General features: G+C 66.3%; 15 protein-coding genes and 1 pseudogene. 12 read left to right on the top strand and 4 right to left on the bottom strand.

Annotation, left to right across the window (positions count from 1 at the left end):
- Positions 1-14: 14 nt before the first annotated feature.
- On the top strand, positions 15-284 hold the full coding sequence (locus E2K76_RS09955; protein ID WP_136684147.1) for a hypothetical protein: 270 nt from the start codon (positions 15-17) through the stop codon (positions 282-284).
- 93 nt (positions 285-377) lie between these two features.
- On the top strand, positions 378-929 hold the full coding sequence (locus E2K76_RS09950) for a cytochrome b (protein ID WP_136684146.1): 552 nt from the start codon (positions 378-380) through the stop codon (positions 927-929).
- 4 nt (positions 930-933) lie between these two features.
- Here the strand turns inward: E2K76_RS09950 and E2K76_RS09945 are convergent, their stop codons facing one another.
- Positions 934-1683: an IclR family transcriptional regulator domain-containing protein gene (locus tag E2K76_RS09945; protein WP_136684145.1), complete on the bottom strand. Its 750-nt coding sequence runs from the start codon at positions 1681-1683 to the stop codon at positions 934-936.
- A 100-nt stretch (positions 1684-1783) separates the two neighbouring features.
- On the opposite strand from E2K76_RS09945, the gene E2K76_RS09940 reads away from it, so the two are divergent.
- The 3 genes and pseudogenes from E2K76_RS09940 (at position 1784) to E2K76_RS09930 (ending at position 4393) form a co-directional block, all read left to right on the top strand.
- The gene (locus E2K76_RS09940; protein WP_136684144.1) at positions 1784-2503 is read left to right on the top strand and encodes a 3-oxoacid CoA-transferase subunit A; all 720 of its coding nucleotides are present in this window, start codon (positions 1784-1786) and stop codon (positions 2501-2503) included.
- Positions 2503-3165, top strand: a complete 663-nt coding sequence (locus E2K76_RS09935; RefSeq protein WP_136684143.1) for a 3-oxoacid CoA-transferase subunit B — start codon at positions 2503-2505, stop codon at positions 3163-3165. The genes E2K76_RS09940 and E2K76_RS09935 overlap by 1 nt, the downstream gene beginning before the upstream one ends.
- 2 nt (positions 3166-3167) lie before the next feature.
- A pseudogene (locus E2K76_RS09930) lies at positions 3168-4393 on the top strand (thiolase family protein).
- Between the two features lie 31 nt (positions 4394-4424).
- Here E2K76_RS09930 and E2K76_RS09925 read toward each other — a convergent pair.
- Positions 4425-5675: an Nramp family divalent metal transporter gene (locus E2K76_RS09925; RefSeq protein ID WP_136684142.1), complete on the bottom strand. Its 1251-nt coding sequence runs from the start codon at positions 5673-5675 to the stop codon at positions 4425-4427.
- Between the two features lie 48 nt (positions 5676-5723).
- A complete protein-coding gene (locus tag E2K76_RS09920; protein ID WP_136684141.1) occupies positions 5724-6635 on the bottom strand; it encodes a LysR substrate-binding domain-containing protein in 912 nt (303 codons plus the stop codon).
- 82 nt (positions 6636-6717) lie between these two features.
- Between E2K76_RS09920 and pcaD the strand changes: the two genes are divergently transcribed.
- From pcaD to E2K76_RS09890, 6 genes are all read left to right on the top strand, one after another.
- Complete coding sequence (gene pcaD, locus E2K76_RS09915) at positions 6718-7485, top strand: 3-oxoadipate enol-lactonase (RefSeq protein WP_136684140.1); 768 nt, start codon at positions 6718-6720, stop codon at positions 7483-7485.
- Positions 7478-7858 (top strand): 4-carboxymuconolactone decarboxylase, encoded by a 381-nt coding sequence (gene pcaC, locus E2K76_RS09910; RefSeq protein ID WP_136684139.1) that lies wholly within the window; start codon positions 7478-7480, stop codon positions 7856-7858. Before pcaD ends, pcaC begins: the two co-directional genes overlap by 8 nt.
- Positions 7859-7875: 17 nt before the next feature.
- The gene (pcaH, locus tag E2K76_RS09905) at positions 7876-8622 is read left to right on the top strand and encodes a protocatechuate 3,4-dioxygenase subunit beta (RefSeq protein WP_136684179.1); all 747 of its coding nucleotides are present in this window, start codon (positions 7876-7878) and stop codon (positions 8620-8622) included.
- Positions 8622-9215, top strand: coding sequence for a protocatechuate 3,4-dioxygenase subunit alpha (pcaG, locus tag E2K76_RS09900; protein ID WP_136684138.1), 594 nt, complete (start codon positions 8622-8624; stop codon positions 9213-9215). Before pcaH ends, pcaG begins: the two co-directional genes overlap by 1 nt.
- A gap of 11 nt (positions 9216-9226) precedes the next feature.
- Positions 9227-10546 carry a class-II fumarase/aspartase family protein gene (locus E2K76_RS09895; RefSeq protein WP_136684137.1) on the top strand — a complete coding sequence of 440 codons (1320 nt, stop codon included), beginning with the start codon at positions 9227-9229 and terminating at the stop codon, positions 10544-10546.
- 205 nt (positions 10547-10751) lie between these two features.
- Positions 10752-12014: an MFS transporter gene (locus tag E2K76_RS09890; RefSeq protein WP_136684136.1), complete on the top strand. Its 1263-nt coding sequence runs from the start codon at positions 10752-10754 to the stop codon at positions 12012-12014.
- A gap of 13 nt (positions 12015-12027) precedes the next feature.
- Here E2K76_RS09890 and pobA read toward each other — a convergent pair whose 3' ends face one another.
- A complete protein-coding gene (gene pobA / locus E2K76_RS09885; RefSeq protein WP_136684135.1) occupies positions 12028-13194 on the bottom strand; it encodes a 4-hydroxybenzoate 3-monooxygenase in 1167 nt (388 codons plus the stop codon).
- 90 nt (positions 13195-13284) lie between these two features.
- Between pobA and E2K76_RS09880 the strand changes: the two genes are divergently transcribed.
- The gene (locus tag E2K76_RS09880) at positions 13285-14118 is read left to right on the top strand and encodes a helix-turn-helix domain-containing protein (RefSeq protein WP_136684134.1); all 834 of its coding nucleotides are present in this window, start codon (positions 13285-13287) and stop codon (positions 14116-14118) included.
- Positions 14119-14120: the final 2 nt, after the last annotated feature.

Genomic DNA, 14120 nt, shown 5'->3' with positions numbered 1-14120 from the left:
AAAAAGGACCAATGATGCGCCTGACACTCCTGATGCTCCCGATCCTTGCGGCGCTTGCCGCTTGTGCCGAACAAGGAACCTCCGAACCCGTTCGCATCCTGAAAAGCGATGGGGAGCAGGTCGTCATCCGTGGCCTGATCGACGCCACCCGCACCACCCCGCCGCCAAGGTATGACACGCTGGCAGCGGCGGAATGTGCGAAATCCGGCAAGACCGCGTCACTGGTCTCCATGACGCAAGCGTCCACATTCGCGTTCGACGTCACCTACAGGTGCGCAGGCTGAGCCGAAGGGCCCCGGCCCGCGCCATCCCTTCACGCCTTGCGCTCGGGCCGATGCGATGCCACAGAACCCGACGAATTTCGTAGGGGATGCGATGTGGCGACAGGCGAATGGCATGACAGCGCGGCGCGGTTCGGGCGGGCGTCGCGTATCCTTCACTGGGGCGCGGCGGTTCTTCTGCTGTGGCAGTTCCTCATCCTCGCCGGCTATGGGCTGACGGGCGGCTCGCCCCTGCTGGACCGGATCGCATCGTTTGGCCCGTCGCACGGTTCGGTCGGATTGATGCTGCTGGCGCTGACGCTGCCGCGTCTGATCTGGTCCTTGCGCCAGCGTGGCGGGCGCCCGCCGCTGGGCTGGCTGGCCCGCGCGTTCCACGCGGCGCTTTACGCAATCATGCTGGCGATCCCCCTGCTTGGGTTGCTGCGGGCCTATGGCTCGGGCAAGGGTTGGCATCATTGGGGCGTGCAGATCGTTCCCGAGACGGGCACGGAAATCCCGTGGATGATCCGCGCCGCCGACCTCGCCCATGGCGAGTTGGGCTGGGCGCTGCTGGCCATGATCGCAGGCCATGCCGGGATGGCCTGCTTCCACCAGTTCTGGATGCGCGACCGGGTCTTGTCGCGGATGGTGGGGCCGATCAGGGACTGACCGATCAGGTCAGCACCTTGCGAAGTTCCGCCTGTATCACCCGAAGCGCGCCCAGATACCGCTCGGCCAGATCCTCGACCCTTGCCTGAGTCGCCGGAAGGCCAAGGTTCATCGCCGCAACGACGCGCCCATGCGAGTCCATCAGCGGCACGGCGATGGAGCGCAGGCCGATTTCCACCTCCTGATCGATCAGCGCATAGCCGTCCGCCCGCGCGGCCGCGATGCGGGCCATCACGGCGTCAGGGTCGGTCAACGTGTGGGGGGTGCGGGCCGCGAGGATGCCAAGACGCGACCGCGCTTCGGTTTCGGGAAGGGCAGCCAGCAAGACCCGGCCCATCGAGGTGCAGAAGGCCGGCAGGCGGCTGCCGGGCATCAACGCGATGGACATGACCTTTTTCTGCGCCGCTCGCGCGACATAGACGATCTCGCTGCGGTCGAGGATCGAGACGGACGAACTTTCGCCAACCATGTCCGACAGTTGATCGAGCCAAGGCTGCACTAGCCCCGGCAGCGGCATGGTGGCAAGGCAGGCGGTGCCAAGCCGAAGCACATGCGGCGTGAGGGTGAAGAATTTGCCGTCGAAGGCCGCATAGCCAAGCTCTGCCAGCGTCAGCAGACAGCGCCGCGCCGTTGCACGGTCAAGGTCTGCACGCGCCGCCGCCTCGGTGATCGTCAGGCGCGGCTTCTCCGCCGAAAACGCCTCGATCACTCGCAGTCCCTTGGCAAGACCACCCATCGTGTCGCGTTTTTCCATGCCATTCCTGTGCGAATAACGAACAAAGATAACATAGCGCACAAAAGCGTTGCAGTCCATCGGGGGCGGACCTAGCCATGATGCAACAAGGAGAAACATCATGGACAAGACGATCCCGTCCCTGGCCGCCGCTGTCGCGGATATTCCGGACGGCGCGACCCTGATGATCGGCGGCTTCGGTGGCTCCGGCGCACCGATCGAGCTGATCCACGCATTGATCGACCGTTTCCGCGCCACGGGCAGCCCGGCAAAGCTGACTGTCGTGAACAACAACGCGGGCAACGGGCGCATCGGCATCGCGGCGATGATCGACGCGGGGATGGTGGCCAAGATGGTCTGCTCGTTCCCACGCTCGTCCGATCCGCGCGCGTTCACCGAGGCCTATTTGGAGGGCCGCGTCGCGTTGGAGCTGGTGCCGCAAGGGACCTTGGCCGAACGCATCCGCGCGGGCGGGGCAGGGATTCCGGCTTTCTATACGCCGACCTCGTTCGGGACGGAACTGGCCGAAGGCAAACCCGTGGCCGAGTTCGACGGCAAGCCCTACGTGCAGGAACGATGGCTGAAGGCCGATTTTGCGCTGGTGAAAGGGCACCTCGGCGACACGATGGGCAACCTGACCTATCGCCTTGCCGCGCGGAACTTCAGCCCGTTGATGTGCATGGCCGCCGCCACGACCATCGCGCAGGTGTCCGAACTGGTGCAGCCGGGCGGGATCGACCCCGAACAGGTCGTCACCCCCGGCATCTTCGTGGACCATGTGGTCGAGGTGAAAAACCCGCAGCAGGAGGAAATCCTGATCCGCGAGGGGGCGGTGCATTGATGAAACTCTCCAACGCTCAGATCGCGTGGCGCGCGGCGCAGGACATCGCCGATGGCTCTTACGTGAACCTCGGGATCGGTTTCCCCGAAATGGTGGCGCGCTACAGCGTCGAGGGTCGCACGGTCGTCTATCACACCGAGAACGGGCTGCTGAACTTTGGCGAATCCCCGCGCGAAGGCGAGGAGGACTGGGACCTCATCAATGCCGGAAAGCGCGCCGTGACGCTGAAACCGGGCGCGTCCTTCTTCCACCATGCCGACAGTTTCGCGATGGTGCGGGGCGGGCATCTGGATGTGGCGATCCTTGGCGCCTATCAGGTGGCGCAGAATGGCGATCTGGCGAATTGGCGCGTGGGGTCCAAAGGCGTGCCTGCGGTGGGCGGCGCGATGGATCTGGTGCATGGCGCGAAGCAGGTCGCGGTCATCACCGAACATGTGACAAAGGATGGTCAACCGAAGCTGGTGGAGGCTTGCACCTTCCCGCTGACGGGGGTGGGCTGCGTCACCCGCGTCTATACCAGCCTTGCCGTGGTGGACATCGTGGAGGGCCGCTTCGTGCTGCGCGAGAAGCTGGCGGGTATGAGCCTTGACGAGTTGCAATCGCTGACCGGCGCGCCGCTGATTGCGGAGAACGTGGTCGATCTGAACGTGCCGGAGGTCTGAGCATGGACGTCTTCATCTGCGATTACATCCGCACGCCGATCGGGCGTTATGGCGGGGCGCTGTCGGGGGTCAGGGCAGACGATCTGGGGGCGATCCCGCTACGCGCGCTGATGACCCGCAACGCTGGCGTCGATTGGGGGGCGGTGGACGATNGACCCGCAACGCTGGCGTCGATTGGGGGGCGGTGGACGATGTGATCTTCGGCTGCGCCAATCAGGCGGGCGAGGACAACCGCAACGTCGCGCGCATGTCGGCGCTACTGGCGGGGCTGCCGGTGGGGGTCACGGGCACCACCATCAACCGTTTGTGTGGCTCGGGCATGGATGCGGTGCTGACGGCGGCGCGGGCGATCGCGGCGGGAGAGGCCGATCTGATGATCGCGGGCGGCGTGGAATCCATGTCCCGCGCGCCCTTCGTGATGCCGAAAGCCGAAAGCGCCTTTTCCCGCGCGGCGGAAATCCATGACACCACCATCGGCTGGCGTTTCGTGAACCCCGCGATGAAGGCGGCCTACGGCGTCGATTCCATGCCGCAGACCGGGCAGAACGTGGCCGACGACTTCGGCGTCTCCCGCGAGGCGCAGGACGCGATGGCGCTGGCCTCGCAGACAAAGGCGGCGGCTGCGCGCGACCGGTTGGCGCAGGAGATCACCACCGTCACCATCCCGCAGCGCAAGGGCGATCCGCTGGTCGTGACCGAGGACGAACATCCCCGCGCAACCACCGCCGAGGCGTTGGCCAAGCTGAAGCCGCTGTTTCCGAACGGCTCGGTCACGGCTGGGAACGCGTCGGGCGTGAACGACGGCGCGGCGGCGCTGATCCTTGCCAGCGCGGCGGCGGCGAAGAAGCACGGCCTGACCCCCATTGCGCGGGTCTTGGGCGGGGCTACGGCTGGCGTTGCACCGCGCATCATGGGCTTCGGCCCTGCGCCCGCATCGCAGAAGCTGATGGCGCGGCTTGGTCTGTCGCAGCAGGACTTCGCGGTGATCGAGCTGAACGAAGCTTTCGCGGCGCAGGGCATTGCGACCCTGCGGGCGTTGGGGATCGCCGACGACGACGCCCGCGTGAACCCGAACGGTGGTGCCATCGCGCTGGGCCACCCGCTGGGCATGTCCGGCGCGCGGATCACGGGGACGGCGGCCTTGCAGCTAACGCCGGGACAGAGGTCGCTGTCGACCATGTGCATCGGCGTCGGCCAAGGCATCGCCATCGCGCTGGAACGCGTCTGAAAGAGTGCCGCGCAAGCGGCACCCCCCTTCGTCACAGGAAGCGCGACACCGACGACCAGACTTGGTTCACCGCCAACGCCGCGAAGGCCGCTGCGCACAGCAGCAGAAGCAGGTTCGTGATCGGCCCGTTGCGCCATTCGCGCGGCACGCGGTCGGTGTTCAGGATCCACAGCAGCGTCACCGCCATGAACGGCATGAACAGCGCGCCCAGAACGCCATAGGCCAGGATCAGATAGACCGGCTGGCCGAAGAACAGCATCACCATCGGCGGGAAGGTCAGCCAGAAGACGTAGGCCTTGTAGTAGCTGCCGCCCGCCTTGCGGTCCTTGTGGTCGTGCGGCAGGCCCCGCACCTCGCCGGCGAAATCGGCGAACATCAGGCTGACGCCGTTCCACACCCCGATCAGCGAGCTCATGGAAGCGGCCCAGAAGCCGACGATGAACATGATGCCCATGAAACGGCCGTAGCGTTCGGTCAGAACGCCCGCCAGATCGACCATGCCCTGATCGCCCGACCCGATCGCGATGCCCGCCGAATACAGCAGTTCCGCCCCGACGATCAGCGTCGCCACCACGAAGATGCCGGTCACCAGATACGCGATCTGGTTGTCCAGCCGCATCACGCGCATGAATCGCGGCGTGTCCCAGCCCTTTTCGCGCAGCCAATAGCCATAGGCGGCCAGCGTGATCGTGCCGCCAACGCCGCCAGCCACGCTCAGGACGTTGATCATCGCGCCTTCGGGAATGATCGGGACAAGGCCGCTCAGCACTTCGCCAAGGTTCGGCACCGTCATCGCGGCGGCGGCCAGCACCGTCACGAACATCAGAAGCACGAAGAAGGTCAGCACCTTTTCGAACAGGTCATAGCGCCCGGACCAGACCAGCACGAGTCCCAGAAGACCCGAGATGATGCCCCAGACTGCCACGCTCAGCTGCGGGAACAGCGAATAGAGCGCAAGCCCCGTGCCCGCCATCGCCGCCGCGCCATAGACGAAGCCCCAGATGACGATATACGGCCCGAAATAGACGCTCGTCCATTTCCCGAGGCTCCTCCACCCCTCGAAGATGGTATTGCCGGTGGCGAGGGTGTAGCGGCCCGCACCTTCGACCAGCACGACCTTCATGATGCAGCCGATCACGACCGACCACAGCAGCGCATATCCGTATTTGCTTCCCGCGACCGTGGTGGCGATCAGATCCGCCGCCCCCACGCCCGTCGCGGCCACGACGAGGCCGGGGCCGACGATGTTCCACTTCGGCTCCCCTTGCGAATGTCCTGTCATATGTCCTCCATTCCTTCTACGCGTGCTTCTGAAGGCATCGGGCCGTAATTACCAGTCTTTCCGGCCGTTCGGGACCAGATCGCGCGCCAGCCGAAGGATCAGCGTCGCGGCGGGGCCGGCTGTGTCGTCCTCGCGCCGTGTGATGCCCACGGGGCCGGACAGGAACCCCGCGCCAAGCGGTCTTGCGATCATCTCGGCCCGCATCACCTCGGGGCGGATCACCCCGCCCGAGATCAGCCATGCCGCGTCCGAAGCCAGCACTAGGCTGCGCCCGATCTCGGGCGAGACCGTCTCGAACGCGGGGCGCAGCTTGCCGTGGCCCTGAAGCGCGATCCAGTCGTCCACCGCGCGGCGTATGATCGCGCCCTCTGGCGGCAGGATCATCGGCAGGCGGGTCAGAAGCTGCACAGGATCGGCGCTTGCCATCGGATGGCCTGCGCGCAGGGCGATCACCACCTCCTCGTCATAAAGATGGGTGAAGGACAGGCCCGCGATGTCCGCCGCCGCGGGCATCCGTCCGATCATCAGGTCGATCCCCCCGCCGCGCAGAAGCCCGAGCAGATAGTCATGCGCCCCCGTGATCATCGTCAGCACCGTTTCGGGGCGTGCGGCGCGGAATTCCAGTGCCAGCGCGGGGAACAGGCGGCGGGCGGCGGTGGGCAGCACGCCAAGTCGAAGCTTGCGCGGGGCGGTGCCGGGATGAACGGCGGCGGCGGCCGCTTCGAGCAGGTGGACCGCCTCGGCGGCGTGACGGCGAAAGGCGGTGCCCGCCTCGGTCAGCGTCAGGCGGCGGCCCTGCCGCTGGAACAGCGGTTTGCCCAGCAGCGTCTCCAGTTCGGCCAGCGTACGCGACAGGGCGGGCTGCGTAAGCCCCTGCGCCCGCGCGACGGCAGACAGATTCCCCTCGGCCGCGATGGCAAGAAATGTTCGGACGTGCCGCAGCTTGATCGCGGGATGCATAGCAAAACCATTATACTTGGGCCGTCATTTTGCATTATTCGCAGATTTTCCGATATGCAATATTATGGATGGAGGAACTGCCATGGAAATCCTTTTGCGCCCTTGGGGGGGCATGCACTACGCCGTCCAGGGTGCCGAGGATGGGCCGACGGTGGTGTTCGTCAATTCACTGGGCACGGACCTGCGTGTCTGGGACGCGCTTGTGCCGCTGTTGCCAAAAGGCCTGCGTCTGCTGCGTTTCGACAAGCGCGGGCACGGATTGTCCGAACTGGGCCCGGCAGAGGGGATCGTGGGATTTGCCGACGATGCAATCGCCCTGCTGGAGGCCGAGGCGCGGGGGCCGGTCGTCATGGTCGGCCTGTCCATCGGCGGGCTGATCGCGCAGGAGGTTGCCGCGCGCCATCCGCTTGCCGGTCTGGTGCTGTCGAACACGGCGGCCAGGCTGGGGACGGCCGAGGGATGGACCGCGCGCATCGACGCGATCCGCGAGGGCGGCATGGCGCAGATCGCCGATGGTGTGATGGACCGCTGGTTTTCTCCCGCCTTCACCGCGCGTTCGCCGTGGCGGCGGATGATGGAATGCACCGACTCCGAAGGATACATCGCCGCCTGCCGCGCACTGGCCGAGGCCGACCTGACGGAACGAACGCGGGGGCTGCGCCTGCCGGCGCTGGTCATCGCGGGCGATGCGGATGGTGCCTCGCCCCCGGGCGTCGTTGAAGCGGCGGCTGATCTGATCCCCGGCGCCGCGTTCCACCTGATCCCGTCAGGTCACCTGCCGCCGGTCGAGGCGCCGGAGGCGATGGCCGCGATCCTGAACCCCTTCCTGCAAAGGTGTCTGCATGTCTGAGATTTACGAAACCGGCATGGCCACCCGCCGCCGCGTGCTGGGCGATGCGCATGTGGACCGCGCCGAGGCGGCGAAGTCGGACCTTGATGCGCCGTTCCAGACCCTGATCACCGAGGCGGCATGGGGCCACGTCTGGTCGCGCGACACGATCACCCCGCGCGAGCGGTCCATGCTGACGATCGCGCTGCTTGCGGGGCTGGGGAACGATCACGAACTGGCCATGCATGTGCGCGCGACCCGCAACACCGGCGCATCTGCGGATGACATCATGGAGGCGCTGTTGCACGTCGCCATCTATGCCGGCGTGCCGCGCGCCAATCATGCGATCAAGATAGCCAAGCAAACCCTTGCCGAGATGGAAGCCAAGGAATGAGCCAGATCAAGCCCGCCATGGGCCATCCAGCCGGAGGGCGAAACGATGCCCGAAACCCGTTGATCGCCCGCGACCGGGACTGGCATCCCGCGCCCCTCGCGCCGGGTTACAAGACATCCGTGACCCGCGCGCCGCAGCGCCCGCTGGTCGCGATGCCGACCACGCTGTCGGAACAGACCGGCCCAGCCTTCGGCCACGGGCTGATCGGCGAACTGGACAACAACCTGATCCTGAACTTCACCGGCCAACCCGCCATCGGCGAGCGGATCATCGTGCATGGCCGCGTGACCGACGAGAATGGGCGCGGCGTTTCCGGCACGCTGGTCGAAGCGTGGCAGGCCAACGCGGGCGGGCGTTACCGTCACAAGAAGGACGGCTATCTTGCGCCGCTGGACCCCAATTTCGGCGGTTGCGGGCGCACGATCACGGCAGAAGACGGCAGCTACGAATTCCTGACCATCCGCCCCGGCGCCTATCCGTGGCCGAACCGGGTGAACGACTGGCGGCCGATGCACATCCACCTGTCGCTGTTCGGCTCGGGCTTCGGCCAGCGGCTGATCACCCAGCTCTACTTCGAGGGTGATCCACTGATCGCGCGCTGCCCCATCGTCCATACCATCGGTCAGGACAAGGCGATCCAATCGCTGATCGCGCCTTTGGACATGAACCGGGCGATCCCGATGGACTGCCTTGCCTATCGCTTCGACGTGGTGCTGCGTGGTCGCCGTCAGACCGTGTTCGAAAACCGCATGGAGGGGATGTGATGTATCCCAAGGAAACGCCCTCGCAGACCGCGGGGCCTTATGTCCATATCGGGCTGACGCCGAACTTCGTCGGCATCCATGGCATCTATGATCAGGATCTGGGCGCATCCCCCATCGCGGATGGCGCCAAGGGAGAGGTCGTGACCATCACCGGAACCGTGCGCGACGGGGCGGGCATGGTGATGCGCGATGCGCTGATCGAGACATGGCAGGCGGATGCGGCGGGGATCTATCCGTCGAACGATCCGCGCGGCGTGGCTGACCCGAACGTGTCTGGCTGGGCCCGGATCGTGGCGGATTTCGACAGCGGCGAATGGACCCTGCGGACCGTGAAGCCGGGCCGGGTCCCCGCGCCGGACGGTCGGCTCATGGCGCCGCATATCTCGCTTTGGATCGTGGCGCGGGGGATCAATATCGGCCTTCAGACGCGGCTCCATTTCGAGGATGCGGATAACGACGGCTGCCCCGTTCTGGCACGGATCGAACAAAGCGATCGGGTGGCAACGCTGATGGCGAAGAAGACCGGGCCTTCCGACTACCGCTTCAACATCATATTGCAAGGGATCGGCGAAACCGTCTTCTTCGATCTGTAAAGGAGCTCTCCATGCCCGCCCATCCCGCCGACAGCGCCATCTATCGCGGCCTTCTGGGCGACGAGGAGACGGCGCGCCTGTTCTCGGACAGTTCCGAAATTCGCGCCATGCTGCTGGTCTGGGGCGCGCTTGCGAAGGCGCAGGGCGATCTGGGCGTGATCCCTGCGGATGCCGCCGCCTTCATCGAACGCAGCACGCGGGAGGCGGTGATCGACCCCTTGGGGCTGGCGGATGCAACGGCGGTGAACGGGGTTCCGGTTCCCGCGCTGGTCGCCGCGTTTCGCAAGGCGATGGAAGCGCCGGACCTTTCGCAATACCTGCATTGGGGTACGACGAGTCAGGACATCATGGACACCGCCCTTGCGCTGCGGCTGCGGCGGGTGATGGCGTTGTGGGACGACCGGCTGGGCGCGCTGATCGCCTCGCTAGCGCGGCTGGCCGATGCCCATGCCGATTTGCCGATGGCAGCGCGGACCTACGGGCAGGCGGCGACGCCGACGACGTTCGGGGCTGTCGTTGCCGGGTGGGGCCATCCGCTTCTGCGCCATCGCCAGCGCCTGTCCGAACTGCGGTCGGGGTTGGCTGTCTCGCTCTCGGGGGCGGCGGGGACATTGTCGGCCATGGCCGAGGGGCCGAAGGTCCGGGCCGCGATGGCTGCCTCGCTGGGTCTGCGCGATCCGGAGCACAGCTGGCATTCCGACCGTTCGCCCATCGTGGATCTCGCCGCGTGGATGGCCGCTGTGACGGCATCGCTGGGCAAGATCGGCCAGGACCTCATCCTGTCGGCGCAGACCGGCATTTCCGAGGTGGCGGTCGAAGGGGCGGGTGCATCGTCCACCATGCCGCAAAAGCAGAACCCGGTTGCGCCGTCGGTGCTGGTCGCACTGGCGCGGCTCGTCGCGGCGGGATCGGGCGCGGTCACCGGGGCGGCGGTCCATGCCCAACAGCGCGACGGGTCGGCCTGGTTCGTCGAATGGCTGACTCTGCCGTCGATGGCGATTGCGACGGGTCGATCCTTGGCATTGGCGCGGGATGTGGCGGATCGAGTCCGCCCCGACGCATCCGCGATGCAGCGCGGGCTTTCACAGGATTGCGGCCTGATCATGGCCGAGGCGGCCAGCTTCGTCCTTGCCCGCCAGTTGGGCCGTGTGGAGGCGCAGGCCAGCGTCAAGACCCTGTCGAAAGAGGCGCTGGCGCTGGGCTTGCCGCTGACCGACCTCTTGGCCCGTGACTTTCCGCAGACGGACTGGTCCGCCGCATTGGGCGGAAGCATGTCCGGCACCGCAGCCGACGACGCCCGCGCCTTCGCTGCCCTCGCACGGACGGGCTGAGCCTACGGGATCATCCCGTCGCGAACCGCAGCGCGGGATTCATAATCTTGCGGTTATCAAGATGGCCCGACTTTGCATTTCCCATTCATGTATCGGCATGTCATCCAAGATACCGGAGGTGGACCGGCGCGCCGGTCGGGGGTGGAGATAAGCGGTGCTCCCCGGACATCGCGGTCCCGGCCTCCATCTGTGGAGGATGAATGACATGACGACGAGTTACGATGCCGCAGGCCCTGCCAAGGCATCCTGGGTGACGACGCTGTGCTGGATCGCGGTGGTGCTGGACGGGTTCGATCTGGTGGTGCTGGGCGCCCTGATCCCGACGCTGACCAATCCCGAAGCACCCTTCATCACCAATGCCGAAGCGACCTTCATCTCGACCATCGGTCTGGTGGGGATGACGTTTGGGGCGCTGTCGATCGGCGCGGCCACGGACCGGATCGGCCGCCGCCGTGCGCTGATCTGGGCCGTCGCGGCGTTTTCGGTGCTGACGCTGCTGTGCGGTCTGGCGCAGAACGCATTCCAGCTTGGGCTGTTCCGGTTCCTTGCGGGCTTCGGTCTGGGCGGCTGCCTTCCGACGGCCATCGCCATGGTGACCGAGTTTTCCAAAGGGCAGGCGGGAAAGGCCTCGACGCGGGTGATGACCGGCTATCACGTGGGCGCGGTTGCGACGGCGGTGCTGGGTCTCGTGCTGCTGCCCAGCCTTGGCTGGCGCAGCATGTTCGTTGCGGGCGCGCTTCCGGGGCTGGTCCTCGTGCCGCTGATGATGCGGCATCTGGCGGAAAGCCCGGCCTATCTTCTGTCGCAGGGCCGCCGGGCCGAGGCCGAGGCAATCGCCCGTCAGCACGGCATCGCGCTGGTGGAACCCGTCGCGGGGGCGCCCAAGGCGTCGATCGGTACGTTGTTCGAGGGGGGCTATCTGCGCACCACGCTTGCGATCTGGGTCACGTCCTTCATGGGGCTGCTGCTGGTCTATGCGCTGAACAGCTGGCTTCCGGCGCTGATGGTCGCTGCCGATTACGGGCTGGAACGCGGGCTTTGGCTGCTCTTGCTTCTGAATGCCGGGGCGATCTGCGGGCTTCTGGTGGCGGGACAGGTGGGCGACCGCGTGGGGCTGAAACCCGCCGCCGTCGCGTGGTTCGCCGCGGGTGCGGTGCTGCTGGCGATCCTGTCGTGGAAGATGCCGGTGGCGCTGCTGTATCCGATGGTGTTCCTGACCGGATGCTTCGTCTTTTCAGCACAGGTTCTGGTCTATGCCTTCACTGCCGCCTCGCACCCCGCCGGAGTTCGCGCGACGGCAATCGGGATGTCCGCAGGCGTCGGGCGGCTTGGCGCGATCGCCGGCCCGCTGATCGGCGGGACGCTGGTCGGCATGGGCATCGGCCATCCGTGGGGCTTCTACGTCTTTGCCGCCGTCGGCCTGATCGGCGCGATCGCGATGAGCGCGGCAGTCATGCACAAGGCCTGACTGCCGCCATGCCCTAGAACGGCAGACCGACATAGTTGCGTGCCATCGTCTCTTGCGCCGATGGCACGTCGCGCAACATATGCAGCTCGGTTTCCTGAATGCGCTGGTCGAACGTGCTCTGGTCTGGGAAGCGGTGGAGGATCGACGTCATCCACCAGCTGAAGCGCATCGCCGCCCAGACCCGTTTCAGCGCCCGGTCCGAGTAATGCTCGACCCCCGACATGTCGCCGCTTTGCGCGGCGACAAGCGCCTCGTACAGATAGTGGACGTCGGAAACCGCAAGATTCAACCCCTTGGCCCCGGTGGGCGGGACGATATGCGCCGCATCGCCGACAAGGAACAGCCGCCCCCACCGCATTGGCTCGGACACGAAACTGCGCAGCGGGGCGATGGATTTCTCGATCGAGGTGCCGGTCTCCAACGCGGCGGCGACATCGGCGGGCAGGCGGGCGCGAAGCTCGTCCCAGAACGCGGCGTCGGACCAATCTTCGACCTTGTCGGTCAGCGGCACCTGAATGTAATAGCGCGACAGCGCGTCGTTGCGCATCGAGGCCAACGCGAAGCCGCGCGGGTGGTTGGCGTAGACCAGTTCGTCCGCCGCGGGTTTCGTGCGCGACAGGATACCCAGCCAGCCGAAGGGATAGACGCGCTCGAATTCCTTGCGCACGGTTTCAGGGATGGTCTTGCGACTGACGCCGTGAAAGCCATCGCACCCCGCGATCCAGTCGCAGTCCAGCCGATGCGATTGGCCATCCTTGGTGAAGGTCACATGCGGGTTGCCCGTTTCGACGTCATGCAGGACCACGTCCGACACCTCGTGCAGGATGGTCGCGCCGATGGCGTCCTGCGCTTCGTAAAGATCGCGCGTCATCTCGGTCTGGCCATAGACCATCACCTCGCGCCCGCAAGCCTCGGTGAAATCCACGCGAAAACGCCCTTCCGCCGTGGACAGATAGCAGCCGTGATGGGGGTGGCCCTCCTTTTCCATCCGCGCGCCGCAGCCGGCTTCATGCAACATCCGCACGGTGCCTTGTTCCAGCACGCCCGCACGGATGCGAGACAGCACATGGGCGCGCGTTTGCCGCTCCAGCACGACGGTCGCAATGCCTGCGCGGTTCAGAAGCTGCGACAAAAGCAGACCGGACGGCCCGCCGCCGATGATTGCGACCTGCGTTTTCATGGTATCCTCCCAATTCCTCGGGGGGCAGGATGCCAGCGGCGCGCGCGACAGGATATGGACGCAGCGGTCAAAGAATAGCACTTTTCGAACATGACGATCCCGACCTTCGATCTCTATGGCGAGCATTCGGCCTTTCCCGATCTGCTGCATTGCGAAACCATCAACGACCGCGCCGCACTGCACGATTGGCAGATCGGGGTGCATCGCCATGCCGACCTGCACCAGTTCTTCCTGCTGACTGGTGGGCGCGCGGAAATGACCGTGGATGCCGAGACGCGGGTGCTGGAGCTTCCCGCCATCGCCAGCGTTCCGCGCAACGCGGTCCACGGGTTCCGTTTCGCCCAAGGCACACGGGGGTATGTGGTGACGCTGCCCGTCTCGGCCTTCCCGCAGATCTTCGGCGATGACAGCGAGATTGCCGCCCGCCTGATGACATGGGGCGCGGCGGTGGCGGACGCGCCGATCCGCGACACGGTGGAGGCCTTGGCGCAGGAACATCGCGGCGCCGGTTTCGCGCGCCTGACCCTGCTGACCGGTCTGACGCTTCGGCTGGCGGCTCTGGTGGCGCGGCAGATGGACGGGCCGCAGACGCATCCCTATGCGCGGCGGATGGCGGCGCTGGATGCGCTGATCCGTGCGCGGCTTCGCAGCCGTTGGCGGGTGGCCGACTATGCCGCGGCGCTGGGCATGACGCCGACGCATCTGAGCCGGGTGACGCGGGCCGAGACGGGGCTGTCCGCTTCGGCCTATATCGAGCGGCACCTGTTCCAGGAGGCACGCCGCCTTCTGGCCTATACCCGCGCCAGCACGGCAGAGATCGGCTGGATGCTCGGGTTCGAGGATGCCAGCTATTTTTCGCGCGCGTTTCGCCGTCATTGCGGGATGCCGCCCAATGCCTATCGGCGGCAGTTCCTGCGCGACTAGGC

It is taken from the genome of Falsirhodobacter xinxiangensis, from assembly GCF_004959935.1.
GTDB lineage: Bacteria > Pseudomonadota > Alphaproteobacteria > Rhodobacterales > Rhodobacteraceae > Falsirhodobacter > Falsirhodobacter xinxiangensis.
Note: the sequence above shows the minus strand (reverse complement) of the source record. Positions and strands in the feature narration are given on the sequence as shown.